Raw genomic sequence first — 22,694 nt, 5'->3', positions numbered from 1 at the left:
AATAGAATGGATATAGAAAATATAAAAATTAAAGTTAGAGAAGCATTCGTAAAAGTCTTAGAGCATGACAATTTTACGTTAACAGATCAAACTACTGCACACGACGTGGATGGATGGGAATCTATCACGCATATGATGATTATATCTGAAATAGAAAAATCTTTTGATATAAAATTTAAGTTAATGAGTCTCATGAATATGAATAATATTGGAGATTTGATACAGACTATAGAATCTGAAATAAAATAAGATTCAGAAAATATTTTTTCAAGAATTCGGGTAAATAAACGTACATGGACAAAATTCTTATAATCGGAGCTTCGGGACACGCAAAAGTAGTGGTGGAGGCTGTTGAGTTAGTAAATGAGTATGAAATACAAGGCTTTATAGATACATATAAGAAGTCCGGAGATATGATTCTAGGCTACGAGATTCTGGGAGATGAATCTATATTGAAGGAACTCTCAGAAAAAGGAATTAAAAAAGGAGTTATTGCTATTGGAGATAATTGGGTGCGTTCGATTATGTATAAAAGAATTGTGGAATTAGTGCCGGATTTTGAATTTATAACCGTGATTCATCCAGGTGCTATTTTGAGTCCTTATAGTACAATTGGAAAAGGAACTGTTATTTTAGCCTCTGGAACCGTTAACACGCATGCTACTATTGGTGATTTCTGTATTATCAATACGAATGCCAACTTGGGACACGATAGTATTATGGAAGATTTTTCAAGTCTGGCCCCAGGAGTTACTACCGGAGGAACCGTTCTTATTGGAGAATTTACAGCAGTTTCGTTAGGAGTAGTTATTTTACAAAATATATCTATCGGAAGTCATAATGTAATAGGAGCAGGAGCTCTAGTAACTAAGAATATAGAAGATTTTACAGTATCCTATGGAATACCCGCAAAAACTATAAGAAAAAGAAAAAAAGGAGAAGCGTACCTTAATTCGATGCCAGCAAATATAAATTTTGCAGCTTATGAAATCAAAACAGAAAAAGACCTAGAAGTATACAAAGATAGTGTAGAAACAGTTTATGGTTCTAATCCATTCTATAAAATAGAATTGTTAGATACTACCAATATGAATGCTCATCAGTTGTGCTATTTTGTATTGAGCAAATCAGACACTACAATGATTATGATGCCTTTTTTCAAAAGACAGATATCTATAGATGGAAAGCTTAGCGAATATAATGATGTAATTTCACCTTATGGATACAGTGGTCCTCTATATGATTCGGATAAAGTTGATGAGAGTCTTATAAAGTATTTTTGGAAACAAGTAGACATCTGGTATCAGAAGAATAATATCGTTAGTGAGTTTATTCGTTTTAGTCTTAATGGGAATCATGAATATTATAATGGTGTACTTATTCCAAGCCTTAAAAATGTTAAAGGAAAAATTATAGAAAAGGAGGAGCAATGGAAAAAATTCAAGCCCAAAGTTAGAAACAATCATAGAAAAGCTGTAGATGAAGAACTGAAGCTAAAAATTTATCAGCAGCCCGTGTCAATAGACATAGTTCAAAGTTTTTATAATATATATATAGAAACAATGAGACGTAATAATGCACATTCATTGTATTTTCACGACATTGATTATTTTAAAAATTTTATTTTTAATAATCCTGATTCTTCTATCATCGCAATGATATACAAGGATGATCAGCCTATTTCTACAGAATTAATTTTAATAGACAATTCTACTCTTTATTCATATTTGGGAGGGACATTATCAGATTATTTTTATACAAGACCTAATGATTTCCTGAAAATTGAGGTGATGAATTGGGCAAGAGAGAATAATTATGAATATTATGTATTAGGAGGAGGGCGTGTCGATCAGGACGGTCTCTATAAGTATAAAAAATCATTCTTTCCTAATGACGAAGATGTAATATATTGTACAGGCAGAAAGGTTGTTGATGAGGAGAAGTATCTAGAACTTATAGAACAAAAAATTAATGATATAGATTCGAAAGATATAGATGTATATTCATCTGTAAGTTATTTTCCACTTTATAGAAGAGATGATTAATTTTTAAAATTACTATTTTTTAAGATCTATTTCTTTGAGGTAGTTACTTATAGCCTTTGCTATTAAATCACGTCCGTGATTATTCCAATGTTTATCATAAATTAAAATTGTGGATTGACTACTCTCTTCAAAATATGTTGAAAAGTCAATATAATTGAAACCGTTTTCTTTTAGATATGATAAAAAAGTATCACTGGTAATTCTTGAATCTAATAGTAAGGTAAACCGATCTTTGTCATATCGATATATATCTGCAAGGCTTTTAAAATTAACTAAATATTGATTTTCCTTTTGTTTTTTGATTTTATTAATTTCTTCTTTACTCAAAACAGGTTTCTTTGATACCGGTCTTAAAATATTTATGATTCTATATAGTAATTGTTGTGGAGGATCCAATATACCAATACTCTTACAGTAAACTAGTAGCTTACTTTTCTTAAGAAGTTTATTCATAGGAGATTCCAGTTGTAAACGACCTGTGTCGACTTCATATTTTCCTCTTGTAAGATCATTAGAAAATTTTATTCCGAGAATTATATGGTCAATCGCATCAAATTGTTCTTTATAAGCGTAAACAAGGTGTAGTTGATCTGCAAAATCATATCCAGCATATCCGTATTCGTAAACTTCGACTTCAGGTATTGATTTTTCAATTTTTTTACCAATGGAGTTATAGTAGTTTTGATGAAACCCTTCAATAAAAGAATCTCCTACAAGTGCAACTTCAATATTGTCTGTGGTCGGTGTAAACTCGCGATAAGAGTTATACCCTGAGTTGTTTATATGGTATTCAGAAAAATTCTGTCTTCTGTTTCCCGTAACGGAATACCCGTTCTGATTAGGCATCCATTTCTCTACGTTATATTCATCCAAAATTCTGGTCGGTGTATCTTTTCCTAAATGAAAAACGCGAACAAATAACTCTAATGAAATAAGCACAAGAAATACATATAAAGCGCTTTTTAGAATAAGTTTTTTCATTTTTTTAGTTCAGTTTTAGATACTCATATAGTTTAAAATTGAAAATAGATAAATGATCTGTCAATATTATCATCAAAGAAAAGGAGCATACCTAAAATTACTAAAGTATAAGCTATAAATCGCACTAGCTTTGATTTAAATTTGAAAGGAGATCTTTCATCTCTTCTAATTCGATATTCGTACAGAAGAAAGAACCCTAATAATACAAAGTAGTCAATCATTCTATACCCTAAGGGATGTTCGTATATTTCAAAGTTAAAATTATTATATATCTGTTTTAAAAAACCAAAAGCATCAGTGATTGATTCTGATCTAAAAAATACTCTGGAAAATGTTACTAATGAAAAGGTGAGTAGTATTTGTAATATTTCTTTAAAAGAAGGAAACCAACTATTTTCGGCAACTACATTATTCATATAAATTCGATTACGTCCCATAAGAAAAACCGGAATATATAAAAGTGCATGAATAGCTCCCCAAGCGATAAAAGTCCAATTAGCACCATGCCAAAAACCACTAACTAAAAAGATAATGATGATATTTCTAACTGATTTTAGTTTACTAACCCGGCTTCCGCCAAGAGGAATATATACATAATGCCTAAACCACGTTGATAGTGATACATGCCATCTTTGCCAATATTCCGCAACATTTCTGGAGAAATTTGGAAACTTAAAATTAGACATTAGCTCTATTCCAAATAATTTAGCAGTACCAATAGCGATATCAGAATAACCGCTAAAATCTCCATATACCTGAAAACTAAACAATGTAACGCCAAGTATTAGGGTGGAAGCTGGGTAACTTCCGTAATTAGCAAAAATGTCATCCACTATAGGGGCAATAGAATCTGCTATCACTACTTTTTTAAATAAACCCCATATGATTAGCTTTAGTCCTTCTGTACATTGCTTATAATTGAAAGTTCTTTTTGTTGTAACTTGAGAAAGTAAATTGGAAGCTCTTTCAATCGGGCCAGCAACTAATTGCGGAAAAAAACTAACAAATGTTGCAAATGATATGAAATCATTAGTAGGAGTAAGCCTCTTATAGTAAATGTCTAATGAATAAGACATAGTCTGGAAGGTGTAAAAAGATATTCCTACAGGAAGTATAATTTGTAATGTCCAGGAACTTTGTTGTTTATAACCAAAAATATCAATTAGATCAACCCAGGAGTCTATAAAGAAATTGTAATATTTAAAAAAACCTAATAGTCCAATATTAAAAATCACACTGACCCATAACCATCTCTTTCTCTGTTTATTGGAATCACAACTGTATATATATTGACCAACAAAATAATCAACTGTAGTACTTGCTAAAATAAGAAACAGGAAACGCCAATCCCACATTCCATAGAATAAATAACTAGCAACCAAAACAAAAATATTTTGAAGCTTTAAATTTTTATAGAACAATAACCAGTATACAATAAAAACTACTGGTAAAAAAATAAAAAAATCTAATGAATTAAATAACATGTAAAATCATTAATATAAAATTCTGGGGAGTTTATGGATTATAAGGATTAGTATTATAAAATTTTGATATTTTTTGAAGCGTGTAAATTTTGTTTATTTAATTTAATAAATCAAGAATTATTTTCTTTTTTTTAAAAACTCTTTTGTTGACGTAAAATTAGATTTTTCTCACTAACGTTGCTAGGGGAAAAAACCCTTTAAAGAAACAGTTTATTCACTACTTATTTTATCAAATTTAACCAGTATCATTACGTTGTTGTTTAAAAATTAGCTTAAGTAGGAAATTACGTTAATTTTTTTTGCAAATTTTAGTTAAAAAATGTTAAAAATGATGGTTTCGACCTAATTGATTAAACAAAATGACCTTTTTTGTAGGTTTTTACTTGTATTAGTGTTCTATTTACATAGTACTTTTCTTACGGTAAACCCCTCGTTTAAGGATCTATAACGAAGTAGTTATGCTGTTAAACGCCTTTTTTAAGTATTCTATCTAAAAAATTAATTTTTTAGATGATATTAAAAGTAACTAAACTATTTTAGCGGTGGTTAAAGCAAGTAAGAGAAAAATACAATTTTTGGAAGTACTACCCCCTTCTTCCTTACGTTTTATTAGATTATCATTAAAAGAGTCGGCAATTATAGCAGTTTTGTTATAATAGTTGAGGATAAATTATTGTTCATTAATTAATGGGGAAAATTATGAATGCAGTAGAATCCAAGAGAATATGGCTTTCTTCACCACATATGGGGGGGACGGAGCAAAGTTATGTTAAACAGGCTTTTGATACTAATTGGGTTGCACCATTAGGTCCAAATGTTGATGGTTTTGAAAAGGATATCGAGAATTATCTTGGTAGTAACAATTTTGTTGCAGCCTTAAGTTCTGGTACCGCAGCGTTACACTTAGGACTTAAACTTTTAGGTGTTTCTCGAGGAGATGAAGTATTATGTCAGAGTATGACATTTGCAGCTTCTGCCAATCCGATAGTTTATTTAGGAGCAAAACCTATATTCATTGATAGCGAGGCACAAACATGGAATATCTGTCCTGAGCAATTAGAATTAGCTATTAAAGATAGAATAGCAAAGGGTAAGAAGCCTAAGGCTATTATAGCAGTACATTTATATGGAATGCCATATAATGTGGATGCTATCCATAAAATAGCTTCTGAATATAAAATTCCGGTTTTAGAAGATAGTGCAGAATCACTCGGTAGTTCTTATCATAATGTAAAGTGTGGAACTTTTGGTGATATCGCTATACTTTCTTTTAATGGAAACAAGATTATAACCACCTCAGGTGGAGGTGCATTAATAGCTAAAAAACCAGAGCATAAAGAAAAAGCCATTTTTCTTGCAACTCAAGCTAGAGATAATGCTCCGCACTATGAGCATACCGAAATTGGCCATAACTATCGTATGAGTAATATTATTGCTGGTATAGGTAGAGGTCAGATGGAGGTTTTAGATAAGCACGTAAACAACAGAAGAAATAACTTCAATTTTTATAAAAATAACTTAAGTAACTCAACTGAAATTAAATTTTTGGAAGAGCCTACAGGTTTTCATTCTAACAGATGGCTGACATGTATAGAAACCACATCTTATGAATTAAGAGAAGGTATAAGAGCAGCATTGGCAGAAGAAAACATAGAATCACGACCACTATGGAAACCCATGCATCGTCAACCTGTTTTTGCAGATTGTGATGCTTACCTCAATGGAATTTCTGACGACCTATTTGATCGAGGACTTTGCTTACCCAGCGGGTCTAATCTTGAAAAAGAAGATTTATTTAGAATTGTATCGGTAATTAAAAATATATTGAGATGATTAAGGACTACATAATTAATAATTCACATAAGCACGCGTCAAAATGGGTTGTATTATCTATTGATATTGCGATCACTATTTTTAATTTCTTTTTAGCATATGTAGTTAGGTTTGGTATAACCCTAGATTTTGATAAGACTAATTTTGTTTATCAAATACCAGTAATGGCGGTAATAGCTGCCGCTAGTTTCTTGATGATAGGTTCTCATAAAGGAGTTATCAGGCACACTGGAATGAGAGATGCATACAATTTGTTTTTAGCAGTTACAGTGCTGATTTCACTAAGCGGTGCGTTAATGGTATCAAGTAGATTGTCTTTGATTCCTGAGCTTCTTAATATTCCTGTATCTATTATTTGTGTTCATTATTTATTGAATATTATTAATTTGACTCTTAGTCGATTAGTGTTTAAATATTTTTACCACTATATAAAGTCAAAACTTGGAGATTCTTCAAGGGTGATGATTTATGGAGCAGGAGATTCAGGGTTAATAACATTAGCTGCAATCACGAACGATTCTCATAAATCGGTTACCGTAGTTGGTTTTATTGATGATAATCCTCAGAAAATAGGAAAAACGATTAATGGTATTAACGTTTATCGTTCTAAAACGATTACACAAGGGTATATCACAAAGCATAATATTACCGAAATTATCGTATCAATTCCTCATATTGATAAACAACGTCTATCAGAAATCTCAGATAATTTGCTTAAGTTGTCTGTGAAGGTAAAGATTATACCTGCAATTAATGATTGGATCGATGGGAAATTAAATGTATCCCAAATCAAACAAATTCAGATAGAAGATTTATTGGATAGAGCTCCGATTGCACTAGAAAATCAAAATATCAAAAAAGAGCTTCATGATAAGGTAATTTTGATCACAGGTGCAGCAGGTTCTATAGGAAGTGAAATTGTTAGACAAGCATCTTTTTATAGCTATAAACACCTGGTATTAGTAGATCAGGCAGAGTCACCTTTGTATGATTTACAGCAGGAGTTATTAAGTAAAGGAGTTAATAATTTTACACCAATTGTTGCAGACATTCGAGATCATCAACGTATTGAAACAATTTTTGAAAGATTTAGACCTAATATGGTATTCCATGCGGCAGCATATAAACATGTGCCTTTAATGGAAAACAATCCTTGTGAGGCAATTAAGATAAATGTTTTAGGTACTAGGAAATTAGCAGATTTATCGTCGGAATTCGGCGTAGATAAATTTGTTTTTGTCTCAACGGATAAGGCAGTAAACCCTACAAATGTAATGGGTGCGACCAAAAGGGTTGCAGAGATGTATATAAAATGCTTGCATAGAACAAGTAAGACTAAATTTATCACTACTAGATTCGGTAATGTTTTGGGATCTAATGGCTCTGTAATTCCCTTGTTTAAAAAGCAAATAGATAAAGGAGGACCACTTACTGTAACTCATAAAGATGTTACTCGCTTTTTTATGACCATACCAGAAGCTTCTCAGTTAGTGATTGAAGCTGGAACGATGGGTAATGGAGGAGAGATCTTTATTTTTGATATGGGTGAATCAGTAAAAATATTCGATTTAGCTAAAAAAATGATCAGATTATCGGGACTTAATTATCCTAATGATATCGATATAGAAATTACTGGTTTAAGACCTGGAGAAAAGCTGTATGAAGAACTATTAGCAGATACCGAAAATACCTTACCAACGTACCATAAGAAAATTATGATTAGTAAGTTTGATGATGCTGATTGTCCATTAGTAATGGATAAAATTGATGATCTTTGTATTATGAATTTATTCAATCAGGATCACAAAATTGTTGGGAAGTTAAAGGAAATTGTACCAGAGTTTATTTCTAAGAATTCTACTTTCGAAAGCATTGATATTAAAAACGAGGAAACTAATAATAAAGAACAAAAGGTACTAGTCTAGTCTTCTTTTTAAAATTGTTGTAATAAACGAGAATATTATCATATTTTTGTTTGTTTATTAAATGCCCTAAAGAACTTAAAAAATATGAATTCATATAAGTTTTTACTTTTATTAGTAATATCAACATTCATTTTTTCTTGTAAGACTCCGACAGACGTGGTCTATTTCCAGAATTCTAAGGATTTAGAAAAAATAAAATCTACAAACTCATTTACTCCAGTTTTTAAGGTAGATGATGTTGTTAGTATTTTAGTTTCTGCCACGGATATGGATGCAGCGAGACCCTTTAATTTAATGCAAGGAGCTAGTTTGGAATCTTCGTCTGGAGATAATACTGGAACCGGATCTAATGGAAATGGAGGGACAGAACCAACATACCTTATTGATGAAGAGGGAACTATTGATTTTCCGGTTATCGGAAAATTAAAAATAGCTGGATTGACTCGAGTGCAGATAAAAGATATGCTAAAGGAAAAGCTAAAAATCTATATAAAAGATCCTATTGTAAATGTTAGACTTAAAAATTTTAAGATTACGGTTATCGGAGAAGTAGACAGACCTGGGTCTTTTACTATTCCTAACGAAAGGATTACAATTATAGAAGCTATTGGTTTAGCTGGAGATCTTACTATTATGGGGAAAAGAGTAAATGTGATGGTGATAAGAGAAAATGAAGGAGTGAATACATATCATAGGGTTGATCTTACCTCTAAATCGATTTTTGATTCACCTGTCTACTATTTAGCACAAAATGATGTCTTATACGTAGAACCTAATGAGGCTATGGTCAAAAGTTCTAAGGGCAATGACAATACCTTAGGAGTTGTTCTAAGTGTAGTAGGGGTTAGTTTATCTGTATTAGCGCTTATTATAAATTAGAGGAGTATGATTTCTAATACTAATTCTGATAATACTACCCTCGTGAATGCACCGAAGTCCAGTTTCAATTTTAGGGACGAAATTCTCAAATACATAAAGAAATGGTACTGGTTTTTGCTAAGTGTATTAATTTTTGGAACCTTGGCGTTTCTCCATGTACGATATACAATTCCGCAGTATAATGTTTCTGGTACCATCCTAATATCACAAGAAAAAAGTGTTAGTGAATCTGAACTATCTGCTTTTAAGGATCTAGGATTACTTGATGAATCTCAAAATAAAATAGAAAATGAGCTTCAAATTATAAAATCAAGAACATTATTAACGAAAGTTGTTAATAATCTGAAATTGAACGTTCAATACTTTACAAAAGGAAGAGTGCTCGAATCAGAGAATTATCCTAAATCTTTGATAGAGATTAATTTTTTATCTGCAGATTCTATTGTTCATACTAAATCAAAGAACTTCAGAGTGCTTGTTAATTCTGAAACTTCTTTTTCGTTTGTGGATAAAGAAGGAAAAAATATTAGTGACCATTCCTTTGGTAAGACTATAAATACTACTGTAGGCGATGTTGTTATTACTCCAAATATTGAAGATATAGCCTCTAATAAAGGAAAGATAATTCGTATAAAAATAACTCCTGTTAACGTTGTTGCCCAAAACTATAGGAATAAGATCTTTGTTGCTAAGAGCGGAAATGGATCTTCTATTGTAAACATGTCTTTAAATGATCCTGTTAAGGAGAAAGCCAAAGACATTATTAATAACTTAGTAGAAGAGTATAATAAATATACCATTAAAAACAAGAAGCAAACTTCTGCTAGGACCGCTGAATTTATTAATGAAAGATTAGATCTTATTTCCGGGGATTTATCTGAGGTTGATGATGAAGCGGCAGGTTATAAATCTAAATTTGGGTTGACCAATGATGTTTCTGCACAAACCCAACGAGTTGCTGATATTGATTCTAGGAATATTCAAGAAATTAATAGATTAGAAACTCAATTAAGAAAAATAGAATCTACTAGACGTTTTGTTTTAAGTCAGGATGGTAAATATGATATTTTACCTTCTACCCTTGGATTTGATGATCCATCTGTAACATCTACAGTTGCTAGGTATAATGGATTGATAAGTCAAAGGAAAAGATTATTAAAGTCATCAAGTGAGCAAAACCCGGTGGTAGTTAATATCGATGAACAAATAGGTTCATTACGTCAAGGACTGATTGCTAGTTTAAATGGAGCTAAAAGTTCTATAAGTATAAGCTTGAATAGTTTAAGGACTCAGGATAAGTATTTTAGTGGACAGTTGTATAATGCACCGTTAAGGCAAAAAGAATTAACTGCAATCGGTCGAGAACAAGGTATTAAAGAGCAATTGTATCTTTATTTATTACAAAAACGTGAAGAAGCAGAGATTACTAGTCATATTACACTTTCTAATGCACGTGTTATTGATAAAGCTTCTACTTTAGGATCATATCCAGTTTCTCCTAACAAGAAAATGATCTTTTTAGGTGCAATATTTTTAGGATTAGCACTTCCTTTTTTAACGATTTATTTATTGGATTTATTTAATACTAAAATAAGTTCAAGAGAAGATCTGGAGAACGCACTTTCTATGCCAATCTTAGGAGCTATTCCAAAAACGAAAACTAAGAAGAGTAAAATTGTAGTTTCCAGAAACAGCAGATCATCCGTAGCTGAAGCTTTTAGAATCCTTAGAACTAATTTAGGTTTCTTAATGGCTGGAACAAACAAAGAAACTGGTAAAGTGATATTTGTAACCTCAACGATCTCTGGAGAGGGTAAGACGTTAGTTTCATCTAATTTAGCCAAAACATTAGCTATTTCTGGTAAAAAGATAGCATATTTAGGGACGGATTTTCGTGACCCAAAATTTCATAATTTCTTTGAACTACCAAAAGGAAAAGATACTCCAGGATTTACCAATTATATTATGAATTTGGATATTAAACCTGAAGATATAATATATGAGCAAGGCCAACAAGATCCTATTTCTGTAATTCCTTCTGGAGCTATTCCTCCTAATCCTGCGGAACTTTTAATGAATGACAGGGTAAAAGAGATGTTTGGATATTTGGAAAAAAATTATGATTATATAGTGGTGGATACAGCACCTGTTAGTCTAGTAACGGATACCTTATTAATTGGTCATTTTGCAGACTTAAGTATATATATAGTAAGAGAGAACTATTCGGATAAAAGAATTTTACAGGTTCCTGAAAACTTTTATAGAGAAAAACGATTGCCAAATATGGCTGTCCTTCTTAATGCTGCTGGTGATAAGGTGGGTTATGGTTATGGATATGGGTATGGAGCAAAAGACTAACTAAAAGAACGGTTCTTTTTCATTAATTCTGATATTTTAGATGCATATTTAGTAGTATATCCCTTTTCTAGGACTTCAAACTGCTGATGATTATGGACATCAGAACCGGCAAACTCATAAAGGTTTTCGGTTAGTAATTTTTGTCCTATATTTTTTACTTTTTCTCCATAATAACCGGAAACAGAAAGTAAATTAAGTTGAAATAAAAACCCCGATTCCTTTAATTCGATGAATTTATTAATATCATCTTTATAAAAAGAATAACGCTCTGGATGGGCTAGGATAGGACTAAAACCGGCCAACTTAATTTCAAAAAGTATTTCATTTAAATTAATTGGAGGATTAAATGTTGACATTTCTACCAAAATATATTTTTGATATAGTGGAATGATATCTTTGTCTTTTATTCTTTTATAAAAAAGATCATCTAACATATATTCCGCACTAGCTTCTATCGTTACCTCTATATCAAGTGAGGATAATACTTTTTGCATTTCAATATGTTTAGATGTAATAATCTCCGTGGTGTTAGGCCATACATCTTGCATGACATGAGGTGTGGTGATTATCTTCTTTACACCTAGTTTTTCGAATTGCTCAATAATAAATGCAGATTGATATACCGTTTTTACTCCATCATCTATTCCGGGTAATAAATGTGAATGTATATCAACATAACCTTTTGGTATGAATTCTTTAAGTGGAATTTCTTTTTTAGATAAAAAATGCAAAATGTCCGTCTTGTTTTGGGGTAAATTATAGCTGTAAACCTTTAATTTATAATGAGTACAGTTATTTACAAAAGTAAAGATTATTATACGTAAAAAAAACTGCCTAAGAAGTTAAACCTCTTAAGCAGTTTTCGGATTATTGAAATATGCTTCTTATTAATGTTTTGTAATATCTCCGGATCCCGAAACTTTTTTATCTTCTTTTTCTGGATTCCCTTGATAATCAATGTCTCCAGAGCCAGTAACACGAGCTTTTAGAGAATGCGTAGATGTCAATTTAATATCTCCTGAACCAGTTACCGAGGCATCTACATTTTTTGCTTTTAAATCATAGGCTCTTACATCTCCAGAACCAGTCACATTAAATTCTAGATTTTCTGCTGATCCTTTTAGTGTTAGATCACCACTACCAGAAACAGACCCTTCTAGTTGATTCGCTTCCACTTCTAATCGTACATCCCCAGAACCAGAAACTCTTGTCTCGAAAGAGTTCGCCTTGATAACATCGTTAGAATAGATATCGCCAGATCCAGATAAACTTACTTTAGAAATATCTTTAAAAGGTACAGTGATTAGTATTATTTTATTTTTACTAGGTTTTAAGTAATAGTTTTTTTCTACGTATATTTTTAATACGTCACCTTCAACTTCGGTAACTACATGTTGGATTAGATTACTTTCAGCTTCAATTTTAATATTTCCTTCTGTTCCGTATTCTAAAGCTACGTCTAGACTACCTTTTAGTTTTACTTGATCATAACTCGATAGATTTCTGGTTTTGGTAACTACATTACCATTTCCTTCTACTTTTTTACCTTTTCCCCACCATTGTGCATTTACCGATGTTATGCTGCATAATGCTAGGCTTAAAATGATTGCTACTGTTCTCATAATTGATTGAATATTTGATGATTAATTTTTCCTTAATTTTACTCCTCCGTAACTGGTTGAAATATCGATAGTATTTCCACTATTTTTTTGTCCACGATATCCTTGATAATCCTTACTGGAGTTTTGTTTATTCTTTTTCATAATGCTAATATCTTCATCAAGTTTAATACCTCCATACGATGTTTTGATATTAAAGTCAAAATTCAAACCAGCATCATAACCTATACTGACACCTGTATAATCAGTTCTAATATTTACATTTTTCGTAGTCGATTCTAAATTTTTAATATTTATTGAACCGTAATCTGAGTTGATATTTACACTATTACTTACGTTTCCAATATTTGTGTCAAGATAGTCGCCATTTCCTTTAAATATTCCAACATTTTCTACTTTTAAACTTCCATAATCACAATTGTAATTTAGTTCTTTAGCCGCTATTATTTTAGATTGCGTATAATCTGCATTGAGTATTATTTCTTCTCCTTTTTCTAAGGTAAAATCAGAGTAGTCGGCATTAATTTTTCCATTTTTCATATACTTAATAGTACTATTATTAGTGTAATCTATACTGATATAATTGTCACTTCCTAATAATTCTCCTATAAGTATCTGTCCATAGTCACAGTTGATTTTTGCATTACCTCTAATTTTATCTACAGTAATGCTACCATAGTCATTATTGAGATCTATGCTATTTGTAGCCGGAACTTTTACAGTATAATTAATTTCCATTTTTAAATTATTTCCTTGCCAACTATCAGAGAATTTTGTCCACCAAGATTTTCCACCTTTATTAAAAGTTGTCTTTGCGCTAACTAATTGTGAAGTTGCTTCAAAAACTACGTCAATACTTTCTAGTTTTTTGATTACTTTCTCTTCATCGTTTCCATTAACTTTAATGTTAATTTCCATAACAATTCTATCTTCATCCCAAGAAGTAATATCTAGATTCCCATAGTCATTACTAATTTTTAATAAAGCATCACTGTTTACAGAAAACTCTTTTTTAAGTGACTTTTCTTTGGTATACTTTCCTTTTTTTCTAACATCCCCGTTTCCAAGTGTGATTGCAGGAACTAGAAATAGTAAGCATATTATTTTATAGTATATTGGTTTCATTTTCTGATAATTTTAATTCGTTGACATTGTTAATTTTTTCTAATACTTGTTCTAGTAAAGAAGCACGTTTCTGAAAGTTTTTGATCATCGCGCTGATTACTCTTTTGTCGTTACTACTTTCTACTAGATCTTTTTTAAGAATTTCATAACTAGATTCTAATTTTTCTAATTGTTTCATTGCATCTGTAACTAATTCAGTTGTTTCTGCAGATGAATTTTTATCTATTTCTTCCAGTTGAGTTTTAATTGCAACCGTAAAGAAATTTTGAGTTTCTTCCATTTGTGGAGAAACACTTGCTAAATCAGCTTTCTCATTATCACTAAAAATAGGAGCTACCGATACGATACCTATAAGTATAGCAATTGAGGCAGCTATAGCTAGTGGCTTGATCCAATTTCGCTTCTTTGTTTGTAATGTAACTACCTTATTTTGATCTTGTAGTTTTTCTAAAAAGCGTATTTTATGATCAGCTGATGGTTCAAATACATCAAGTTGATTTTCCATGCGTTCAAATAATTTCTCTATTTCATCTTCGGTTTTCATGCAACTAGTAATTTTTTTCGTAAACTTTCTTTCGCGCGAGAAATAAGCGTACGACAGTTAGAATATGATATATTCAAAATTTCACAGATCTCCTCATAATCATATCCTTCTATTAAGTGTAATGATAATGCAGTGCTATAACTTTCTTTTAATTCTTTTAATGTATTTAAAACTGCATTTGCTTTAACACTAGTTAAATCCTCTCTTACAACCCCTTCTGTTTCATCTGTAAGTGCATATGCTACGGTTTCTAAAGGGACCTCACCATAACTATTACGCTTACGAGATATTGTAAGACTTGAATTAATAACTATTTTTTTTAACCAAGCTCCAAACAGTTTATCATCCTCTAGCATTGATAGCTTTGTGAATGCTGTTAGAAAAGCTTCCTGCATTACGTCCTCAGCTTCTGCAGAATCTTTTATAATCCTATAAGCGCTATTATACATAGCTTTATAGTATCGATTATAAATTTCCATCTGCGCTCCCTGATCGCATTTGCGGCATCTTTCTACCAGTTGCTCGGTATTTAGTTTGGTTAGTGTCAAAAACTTCAGTTTATTTTATATAAAGATATGGATAGATACATTTTGTTACAGTTTTAAAAATATTTTTTTGAAGTTTATGGCATAACAATTGAATTATCTAAGTAGGATCAACTATAAATAGCTTATTTTGTTACTGTTATTGATTCTAAAATCAGTTTTATTAAATTTTTAAAGAATGTTGTTTTGACTTAATGACAAAATGACTTTGATATATACTTATGACGAAATCCAAATTAACAACTCTTGACAGTTTGTCATTACAAGGAATAAATGAAGATGCAGAATTAATACCTTTAATGACTCCTGAAGATGAGGAGGAAATAGATAAAGAAGATTTACCCGAGACTCTTCCTATATTACCGCTTAGAAATACAGTGCTGTTTCCTGGTGTGGTAATTCCTATTACAGCTGGTAGAGATAAATCAATTAAACTTCTTAACGAAGCTAATAATGGTAATAAAACTATTGGTGTAGTTTCTCAAAAAGAAGAAGATGTAGAAAACCCAACATCAAAGGATATAAATAAAGTTGGAGTAGTGGCTAGAATCTTAAGAGTTCTTAAGATGCCTGATGGAAACACCACGGTTATTTTACAAGGGAAAAAAAGATTTAAGATTGATGAAATTTTAGAAGAAGATCCTTATATAAGAGCCAGAGTAGTAGAAGTAAAGGAAAATAGACCTTCTAAAGAGAATCAGGAATTTAATACAATCATTGATTCTATTAAAGAATTAGCATTAGAGATTATTAAAGAAAGCCCAAATATCCCTTCTGAAGCCTCTTTTGCAATAAAAAATATAGAAAGTAATTCCTTTTTGATCAATTTTGTTTCTTCGAATCTTAATTTACCTGTTGATGAGAAACAAAAAATACTAGAGATAGATAGTATAAAGGATAGAGCGCTTGCTACACTAAAGTATATGAATCTGGAGTTTCAGAAATTAGAACTCAGAAATGATATACAGAATAAGGTGCAGCATGATATGAGTCAACAACAACGTGAATATTTTCTTCATCAACAGATGAAAACTATTCAAGAAGAGCTTGGTGGAGTATCTCATGAAGATGAAATAGAAGAGATGCAGGCGCGCAGTAAGGATAAGAAATGGGATGAAAATGTAAAAAAACATTTTGATAAAGAATTGTCCAAAATGCGTCGTATGAATCCGCAGGTAGCGGAATACTCTATTCAGAGAAATTATCTTGATCTATTTCTAGATTTGCCTTGGAATGAGTTTAGTCAGGATAAATTTGATCTTAAACGCGCAAAGAAAATTCTTGATCGCGATCATTATGGATTAGATGAAGTAAAAAAACGTATCATCGAGTATTTAGCAGTGCTAAAACTTCGTAATGATATGAAGTCCCCAATATTATGTTTGTATGGACCTCCAGGAGTTGGTAAAACTTCTTTAGGAAAATCCATTGCAGAAGCATTGGGTAGAGAATATGTTCGTATTTCATTAGGAGGATTACGAGACGAGGCCGAGATTAGAGGACATAGAAAAACTTATATTGGAGCAATGCCTGGTAGAATTGTTCAAAGCCTTAAGAAAGCCGGGACTAGTAATCCAGTATTTGTACTAGATGAAATAGATAAACTCTCTGTTGGAAATCAAGGAGACCCTTCTTCTGCATTATTAGAAGTTTTAGATCCAGAACAAAACTCGGAGTTCCATGATAATTTCCTCGAAATGGGATTTGATCTTTCTAAAGTGATGTTTATAGCTACTTCTAATAGTCTAAATACTATACAACCCGCATTACGTGATCGTATGGAGATTATTAATGTTACTGGATATACAATTGAAGAAAAAGTAGAAATAGCAAAGCAACATTTACTTCCAAAACAATTGGTAGAACATGGATTGGATAAGTCACATCTTAAAATAGGGAAAGCTCAATTAGAAAAAATTGTAGAAGGTTACACAAGAGAATCTGGAGTAAGAGGCCTAGAAAAGCAGATCGCTAAAATGGTTCGATATGCGGCTAAGAACATTGCAATGGAAGATTCATACAATGTTAAGGTTAGCAATGAAGATGTTGTAGAAGTACTTGGGGTTCCTAGATTAGAACGTGATAAGTATGAAAATAATGAGGTTGCAGGTGTTGTAACAGGTTTAGCCTGGACGAGTGTCGGTGGAGATATTTTGTTTATAGAATCCATTCTTTCTAAAGGAAAAGGTAGTCTTACTATTACCGGAAACTTAGGTAAAGTAATGAAAGAATCTGCTACCATTGCTATGGAGTATATAAAGGCAAATGCAGATATATTGGGAATTAATCAGGATATTTTTAGTAATTATAATGTTCATATACATGTTCCAGAGGGAGCAACTCCTAAGGATGGACCAAGTGCAGGTATAACGATGTTAACTTCTCTAGTATCTTTATTTACACAAAGAAAAGTGAAAAAAAGTATCGCAATGACCGGAGAGATTACACTAAGAGGTAAAGTATTGCCAGTAGGAGGGATAAAAGAAAAAATTCTAGCTGCGAAAAGAGCTCATATTAAAGAAATATTACTTTGTGAAGATAATAAAAGAGATATTGAAGAAATAAAATCGGAATATCTTAAAGGGTTGAAATTTCACTACGTAAAAGAAATGAGTGAAGTATTAGAATTAGCATTGACTAAAAGCAAGGTTAAAAATGCTAAAAAATTATAATCAATTCATTGATTAATGTAATTACAACTTTTTAAATTAAAATAATCCCGCTGAAAAGCGGGATTTTAGTTTAAGATTTCCACCCTTGGAGCGATCTTTTTATTAGATTCATTACCAAATTTGATGTTTAATACCTTTTGCTTCCAGATATTATTAAATGCTTGAATCTATTGATTTTATTGCATCTTTCTAGTTTTTAGGTGTTTAATTAGAAAAAAAATAGCAGAAAAGTGTAACAAAATTTATCAATGTTCGTCATATAGGTGTAAACAGTAGAGAAATCAACGATATCTTTTACTAGATCATCAAAAGTTGAATTAATACTAAAAAGGGGGTTCATCCTGATACATCTTAGGATGAGTGCTTTTTGAAATAGCGTATTATATTTTAACTGGCAATCAAAAAACAAGATTTACTTTACTAATAATTACAAGTTCGAACAATATTTTTTTGAGCGTTTATCCTGATACTACTTGGGATGAGCGCTTTTCTTATTTTAGTGGTAAATCAACTATTTTCTTTCACTTTTTTTGAGGTTTACACGCAGCTATAAGTTGTTTAAATATCTTACTTTTAAACTATAAACCAGACTTTATTTGAAACTCATGTTTTCATTGACCAACGAGTATATTACACATGAAAAATCTCTTAAATCTAAAGTTAGATTTTTAACTTATTGAAAAGCATACTGAGTGTCTTTTATAATAAGTTCACTTTCTAAAAAGTTTTGGTAGAACGGGACTGTTATAAACAATCCCGTTTTTTTTATCATATATTCCGATAAGCTAAAAAATATCATTAATCTTGCATACTATGGACATAGTATCTAATATTAAGACTCAAAGATTAGCAATAAAACTTAAGCCCGCTGCAGAAAAAATGGTAAAGCGGGGACATCCTTGGATTTTTGAAAACAGTATTCTTAAACAAAATGTAAAAGGTAATGCCGGTGATTTAGCTATTATATACGATCATAAAAAAAATACCATATTAGCTATTGGGTTATATGATCCATATTCTCCAATCAGGATTAAACTGATTCAGTTTAAAAAAGCGGCGCAGATTAATAATGATTGGTTTAGTAATTGCATACAGGAAGCTTATGCTCTAAGAAAGCCTTTATTAGAAACCGATACGAATAGTTATAGATTGATATTTGGTGAAAATGATCAAATGCCAGGGTTTATTGCTGATGTGTATAATAATGTTTTAGTTATAAAATTATATTCTCATATTTGGTTCCCTTACCTCAATTGGATAGTTCCTAATTTAATTAAGCAATCTGACAGCAAAACTGTAGTAGTTAGATTAAGTAGATCCTTACAAACAGTAGGGGAAACTTATAACTTAGAGGATGGTAAAATAATTTATGGACACCTGGAAAATGAAGTTGTCATTTTTAGAGAACATGGGGTCTTATTTTCTGCTAATGTAATTAAAGGTCATAAGACTGGATATTTCCTGGATCATAGACATAATCGTAAACGAGTAGGGGATTTATCTAAAGAGAAAACAGTGTTAGATGTGTTCTCATATGCAGGAGGGTTTTCTATTCATGCTTTGACAGGTGGTGCAAAAGAGGTGATAAGCTTGGATATTAGCAAACATGCATTAGAAATGGCGAAGGATAATGCTTCTTTAAATGAACATTCTGGAAATCATAATATTATGGTCGCAGATGCTTTTGAAGGTCTACAAAGTTTAATTCATCAGAAAAAGAAATTTGATATTGTTGTAATTGACCCACCATCTTTTGCGAAAAGAGAAAGTGAAATTAAAAAAGCTAAAAATAGTTATGCTAGATTGGCTAAACTTGGAGCACAATTAGTGAAAAATCAAGGCATTTTGGTTTTAGCTTCCTGCTCATCAAGAGTAATAGCAGAAGATTTTTTTAAAATTTGTGAAGAAAATATTTCTAATACAGGAAGAAGATATGAACTATTAGATAAGACTTATCACGATATTGATCATCCGATCACTTTTCCGGAAGGTGCATATCTGAAATGCGGATATTACCAGCTGTATTAGAATAGTATATAATTAATAAACCTGAGTCTAATTTAATACATATAGACTCAGATTATCCTGTTTTTATTAATGCTTTCCGAAAACGTGAACCTTAGCGCGATTTCTAGATAAGTTTTTAGTGTCGTAGATAAAAGTGATATCTTTTATAATTCTTCTATTACCTTTTAGATCAATAAGTCTTGTTGCTCCGCCTTTTTTAAAGTTCTTTCTAACTTGAATAACTTGTTTTTCGCCATTACCATATTCTACCACAATTCTATGCATGTTTAATGAACCATTAGTTACCTTCAACTTTAATTTTTTAAATGCACCATCCAGAGCGGTTACTTTTATGACATCACGATCTACCTTGTAGTTTACAGTTCTAGAACCTAAATGTTCCCATTTTGTAATTTTGGAAGATGTAAAACTACTTCCTACCAAAAAAATAATGATTAAGAAGGGTAATGCTATTTTTTGTATTCCTGTATTTTTCATAATTCAAGTTTTAATGTTTGGTAATAAGACTTGATATAATCGAAAAGGTTTAATCGTAATTTTTTTGAACATACATTTCTTAATTAAACGTTTATATCATATAAAGAGAAACCACATACATTTGATTGTATGTGGTTTTTTATGATCTGATGAAGCTTTAACTATCTAATAGAGTATATTTAAAGCATCCTTATCTGAATTTGTAAATTCTCCATCTTCATTAGGACCAAAGCATGCTAGCATTAAAGAATCTGCAAATGGTGAAATAGGCGTGCCAGGAATCCAAATAGCAGGTGATTCTGCAGGTAATGGGCCTGTATAACCGCAACTTTGACGATTATACCAATCCTGGTGTCTTAACCCAACACAATGCCCAATTTCGTGACCAATTACGTGTTCATTGACGTTGGTTGTAAATGCGTCTGTTCCAGAATTTATTCTTACCCATTTGTATGGTTCGCCTTGAGCATTAGGAAAACCTGCACTTCCACCACCACCAGCATTATTTACTTTATAAACTACGATATCTGCGGGACCAAAGTTAGTTCCAAAAGTAAGATTGAAATTAAGAGTATTAGGTAGTGCATTATAATTATTAACTGCCCAACTTAATGCAGTTTGCATTTTTGAAGTTAACGCGAAACTACCACCAGTATATCCAAGAATATCAATGTCTCTATTAGCAGGAGATACTATATTAACATCTCTATATTGTTTGTCACCACCATCTAGACGTTTTAGTTCTGGATATGAATCTAAATCTGAAACAGGAACTAAAATATCTCCTGATACCAAGTATTTATAGGTTTTTCCATCTAAATTGGTGATTTCTTGTATAGAAACATCATCAATGTTTATACCCATACTTAGTAATTTATCAAGCTGTTCTTTAGTCGGTTCTTGAGTAATTCCCTGTATTTCTTCAGTAACTTCCTTTTTTTGGCAGGAGTAGGTCATTGCCATGACAATTGCACAAAGTGCTAATAATTTAATTTTTTTCATTGTAATATATTTAGTTATGGTTAATTATCAATACTATTTACTAAGGAGGGATTCGATCACAAATCTTTCAACAAAAGTTATAATAGAAATAGTTTTAGGGTGGGAACAAAATATATGTATGGAACTATACATTTTTATTGTTTTCAAAAGTAAGATGAAATGGCAAATAGAAAAAGGGGCGTACAACCCAAATCAGTGGGTTAATCCCCTTTATTTTTAATACTTGGTAAAAAAGACTTATTTAAAAGAAAAAATTAAGTATCCAGTTTGTTTATTAGAATGACATACGGACTATTCAATTCTTATATAATTTTCAGATTGTGTATGATGTCCTTTTTCGTCAACCGTGATTTGCTGATAAGAATTTTTATCCATGACAAGTTCAAATTTAAATACCTGAGTTGTGTCAACAATTTTCATCATTGGGCCTGATGCATATTCTAATCTTTCTTCTAGTACATTACCTTTGATTATATATGACCCATATCCAAACCACTCATTGCTATCAGTAGGATCAAAACGGGTCCACATTATTTTTCCTTTATTATACATTTTTACCTGACGGTATTCATTAGTATTAAAAATGGTATCAGAAATATGATTGTCTTCATATAGGAATTGGTGCTTTAGTTCCCACACTCCCTCAAGGTTATAGACATCAATTGAAGGAGAAGTACTAATATTATTGAATGTAGTAGTAGAAAATAAGCCGAGGAGAATCAATACAAAGATTTTCATGATTGTGTGATTTAAGTTGAACCTTAATAAGTTACAAAAATTTTGTGAGATTATTTTGTTTTGAAATGGCTTTATAATTTCTTTAGGAGTGATTGTGAATAAGAATTTAATAACATGTAGGGCCTACTAATAAAAGTAGTTATCATAAAAAGTAAATTTGAAACCTGATAATATAGATGAATGGTTTTTAATATTTATAATTAAAAACATATTCTAGCTTGAAAACGAGAATATAATATGACCGAATATGTATTATTAACTGATGATCAAACCTATTTTGTAGAATATCTTATAGGAGAATTGATTTTATCTAATAGTATCAGTGAAGCAATGAAGTTTAACGATGAGCATTTGGCTTTAAAGTTTAAACAAATGCTTCATAATTCTTGTAAATTAACTACGAGTGTGAATACCTATATAGGTTAATACATATCTTACA

At 31.3% G+C, this 22,694-nt stretch carries 19 protein-coding genes; 9 read left to right on the top strand and 10 right to left on the bottom strand.

Translation table 11 applies throughout. The annotated features are described in order from the left end of the window. Positions 1-6 precede the first annotated feature (6 nt). Together Q0829_RS04215 and Q0829_RS04210 are read left to right on the top strand one after the other, a co-directional pair. Positions 7-249, top strand: coding sequence for an acyl carrier protein (locus tag Q0829_RS04215; protein ID WP_298540293.1), 243 nt, complete (start codon positions 7-9; stop codon positions 247-249). A gap of 44 nt (positions 250-293) precedes the next feature. Next, on the top strand, positions 294-2,045 hold the full coding sequence (locus tag Q0829_RS04210; protein ID WP_298540291.1) for a NeuD/PglB/VioB family sugar acetyltransferase: 1,752 nt from the start codon (positions 294-296) through the stop codon (positions 2,043-2,045). 12 nt (positions 2,046-2,057) lie between these two features. Here the strand turns inward: Q0829_RS04210 and Q0829_RS04205 are convergent, their stop codons facing one another. Further along, positions 2,058-3,026 carry a hypothetical protein gene (locus Q0829_RS04205; RefSeq protein ID WP_298540290.1) on the bottom strand — a complete coding sequence of 323 codons (969 nt, stop codon included), beginning with the start codon at positions 3,024-3,026 and terminating at the stop codon, positions 2,058-2,060. Positions 3,027-3,058: 32 nt separating this feature from the next. Beyond that, a complete protein-coding gene (locus tag Q0829_RS04200; RefSeq protein WP_298540288.1) occupies positions 3,059-4,510 on the bottom strand; it encodes an MBOAT family O-acyltransferase in 1,452 nt (483 codons plus the stop codon). Between the two features lie 699 nt (positions 4,511-5,209). Between Q0829_RS04200 and Q0829_RS04195 the strand changes: the two genes are divergently transcribed. From Q0829_RS04195 to Q0829_RS04180, 4 genes are all read left to right on the top strand, one after another. After that, positions 5,210-6,343, top strand: a complete 1,134-nt coding sequence (locus tag Q0829_RS04195; RefSeq protein WP_298540285.1) for an aminotransferase class I/II-fold pyridoxal phosphate-dependent enzyme — start codon at positions 5,210-5,212, stop codon at positions 6,341-6,343. Then, a complete protein-coding gene (locus tag Q0829_RS04190) occupies positions 6,340-8,268 on the top strand; it encodes a nucleoside-diphosphate sugar epimerase/dehydratase (protein WP_298540283.1) in 1,929 nt (642 codons plus the stop codon). The genes Q0829_RS04195 and Q0829_RS04190 overlap by 4 nt, the downstream gene beginning before the upstream one ends. Before the next feature lie 84 nt (positions 8,269-8,352). After that, positions 8,353-9,147, top strand: a complete 795-nt coding sequence (locus Q0829_RS04185; protein ID WP_298540281.1) for a polysaccharide biosynthesis/export family protein — start codon at positions 8,353-8,355, stop codon at positions 9,145-9,147. A gap of 6 nt (positions 9,148-9,153) precedes the next feature. Continuing rightward, on the top strand, positions 9,154-11,505 hold the full coding sequence (locus Q0829_RS04180; protein ID WP_298540280.1) for a polysaccharide biosynthesis tyrosine autokinase: 2,352 nt from the start codon (positions 9,154-9,156) through the stop codon (positions 11,503-11,505). Here the strand turns inward: Q0829_RS04180 and Q0829_RS04175 are convergent. The 5 genes from Q0829_RS04175 to Q0829_RS04155 all read right to left on the bottom strand — a co-directional run bounded on the left by Q0829_RS04175 (position 11,502) and on the right by Q0829_RS04155 (position 15,341). Beyond that, positions 11,502-12,236, bottom strand: coding sequence for a CpsB/CapC family capsule biosynthesis tyrosine phosphatase (locus Q0829_RS04175; protein WP_298540278.1), 735 nt, complete (start codon positions 12,234-12,236; stop codon positions 11,502-11,504). The genes Q0829_RS04180 and Q0829_RS04175 overlap by 4 nt on opposite strands. Positions 12,237-12,392: 156 nt before the next feature. Continuing rightward, positions 12,393-13,127, bottom strand: a complete 735-nt coding sequence (locus Q0829_RS04170; RefSeq protein ID WP_298540276.1) for a head GIN domain-containing protein — start codon at positions 13,125-13,127, stop codon at positions 12,393-12,395. A 21-nt stretch (positions 13,128-13,148) separates the two neighbouring features. Continuing rightward, the gene (locus Q0829_RS04165; protein WP_298540273.1) at positions 13,149-14,249 is read right to left on the bottom strand and encodes a DUF4097 family beta strand repeat-containing protein; all 1,101 of its coding nucleotides are present in this window, start codon (positions 14,247-14,249) and stop codon (positions 13,149-13,151) included. Continuing rightward, positions 14,230-14,793 (bottom strand): hypothetical protein, encoded by a 564-nt coding sequence (locus Q0829_RS04160; RefSeq protein WP_298540270.1) that lies wholly within the window; start codon positions 14,791-14,793, stop codon positions 14,230-14,232. The genes Q0829_RS04165 and Q0829_RS04160 overlap by 20 nt, the downstream gene beginning before the upstream one ends. Next, positions 14,790-15,341 carry an RNA polymerase sigma factor gene (locus Q0829_RS04155; protein WP_298540268.1) on the bottom strand — a complete coding sequence of 184 codons (552 nt, stop codon included), beginning with the start codon at positions 15,339-15,341 and terminating at the stop codon, positions 14,790-14,792. The genes Q0829_RS04160 and Q0829_RS04155 overlap by 4 nt, the downstream gene beginning before the upstream one ends. Positions 15,342-15,559: 218 nt before the next feature. Between Q0829_RS04155 and lon the strand changes: the two genes are divergently transcribed. Then, positions 15,560-18,010 (top strand): endopeptidase La, encoded by a 2,451-nt coding sequence (lon, locus tag Q0829_RS04150; RefSeq protein WP_298540266.1) that lies wholly within the window; start codon positions 15,560-15,562, stop codon positions 18,008-18,010. A gap of 813 nt (positions 18,011-18,823) precedes the next feature. Next, positions 18,824-20,038 (top strand): class I SAM-dependent rRNA methyltransferase, encoded by a 1,215-nt coding sequence (locus tag Q0829_RS04145; RefSeq protein ID WP_298540264.1) that lies wholly within the window; start codon positions 18,824-18,826, stop codon positions 20,036-20,038. Positions 20,039-20,104: 66 nt separating this feature from the next. Here the strand turns inward: Q0829_RS04145 and Q0829_RS04140 are convergent, their stop codons facing one another. The 3 genes from Q0829_RS04140 to Q0829_RS04130 form a co-directional block, all read right to left on the bottom strand. Then, a complete protein-coding gene (locus Q0829_RS04140) occupies positions 20,105-20,515 on the bottom strand; it encodes a DUF2541 family protein (RefSeq protein WP_298540263.1) in 411 nt (136 codons plus the stop codon). A gap of 165 nt (positions 20,516-20,680) precedes the next feature. Then, positions 20,681-21,517, bottom strand: a complete 837-nt coding sequence (locus tag Q0829_RS04135) for a M57 family metalloprotease (RefSeq protein ID WP_298540261.1) — start codon at positions 21,515-21,517, stop codon at positions 20,681-20,683. Between the two features lie 291 nt (positions 21,518-21,808). Next, a complete protein-coding gene (locus Q0829_RS04130) occupies positions 21,809-22,255 on the bottom strand; it encodes a hypothetical protein (protein WP_298540258.1) in 447 nt (148 codons plus the stop codon). A 237-nt stretch (positions 22,256-22,492) separates the two neighbouring features. Between Q0829_RS04130 and Q0829_RS04125 the strand changes: the two genes are divergently transcribed. Further along, on the top strand, positions 22,493-22,681 hold the full coding sequence (locus tag Q0829_RS04125) for a hypothetical protein (protein ID WP_118456171.1): 189 nt from the start codon (positions 22,493-22,495) through the stop codon (positions 22,679-22,681). Positions 22,682-22,694 lie beyond the last annotated feature (13 nt).

The organism is uncultured Aquimarina sp., assembly GCF_947492405.1.
Taxonomy (GTDB): domain Bacteria; phylum Bacteroidota; class Bacteroidia; order Flavobacteriales; family Flavobacteriaceae; genus Aquimarina.
This window is presented reverse-complemented; position numbering and strand designations above follow the sequence as displayed.

Bases quoted from the DNA above. Each gene is read 5' to 3' on its own strand.
- Q0829_RS04215 (WP_298540293.1), top strand. From the start codon at position 7: ATGGATATAGAAAATATAAAAATTAAAGTTAGAGAAGCATTCGTAAAA.
- Q0829_RS04210 (WP_298540291.1), top strand. From the start codon at position 294: ATGGACAAAATTCTTATAATCGGAGCTTCGGGACACGCAAAAGTAGTG.
- Q0829_RS04205 (WP_298540290.1), bottom strand. From the start codon at position 3,026: ATGAAAAAACTTATTCTAAAAAGCGCTTTATATGTATTTCTTGTGCTT.
- Q0829_RS04200 (WP_298540288.1), bottom strand. From the start codon at position 4,510: ATGTTATTTAATTCATTAGATTTTTTTATTTTTTTACCAGTAGTTTTT.
- Q0829_RS04195 (WP_298540285.1), top strand. From the start codon at position 5,210: ATGAATGCAGTAGAATCCAAGAGAATATGGCTTTCTTCACCACATATG.
- Q0829_RS04190 (WP_298540283.1), top strand. From the start codon at position 6,340: ATGATTAAGGACTACATAATTAATAATTCACATAAGCACGCGTCAAAA.
- Q0829_RS04185 (WP_298540281.1), top strand. From the start codon at position 8,353: ATGAATTCATATAAGTTTTTACTTTTATTAGTAATATCAACATTCATT.
- Q0829_RS04180 (WP_298540280.1), top strand. From the start codon at position 9,154: ATGATTTCTAATACTAATTCTGATAATACTACCCTCGTGAATGCACCG.
- Q0829_RS04170 (WP_298540276.1), bottom strand. From the start codon at position 13,127: ATGAGAACAGTAGCAATCATTTTAAGCCTAGCATTATGCAGCATAACA.
- Q0829_RS04165 (WP_298540273.1), bottom strand. From the start codon at position 14,249: ATGAAACCAATATACTATAAAATAATATGCTTACTATTTCTAGTTCCT.
- Q0829_RS04160 (WP_298540270.1), bottom strand. From the start codon at position 14,793: ATGAAAACCGAAGATGAAATAGAGAAATTATTTGAACGCATGGAAAAT.
- lon (WP_298540266.1), top strand. From the start codon at position 15,560: ATGACGAAATCCAAATTAACAACTCTTGACAGTTTGTCATTACAAGGA.
- Q0829_RS04145 (WP_298540264.1), top strand. From the start codon at position 18,824: ATGGACATAGTATCTAATATTAAGACTCAAAGATTAGCAATAAAACTT.
- Q0829_RS04140 (WP_298540263.1), bottom strand. From the start codon at position 20,515: ATGAAAAATACAGGAATACAAAAAATAGCATTACCCTTCTTAATCATT.
- Q0829_RS04135 (WP_298540261.1), bottom strand. From the start codon at position 21,517: ATGAAAAAAATTAAATTATTAGCACTTTGTGCAATTGTCATGGCAATG.
- Q0829_RS04130 (WP_298540258.1), bottom strand. From the start codon at position 22,255: ATGAAAATCTTTGTATTGATTCTCCTCGGCTTATTTTCTACTACTACA.
- Q0829_RS04125 (WP_118456171.1), top strand. From the start codon at position 22,493: ATGACCGAATATGTATTATTAACTGATGATCAAACCTATTTTGTAGAA.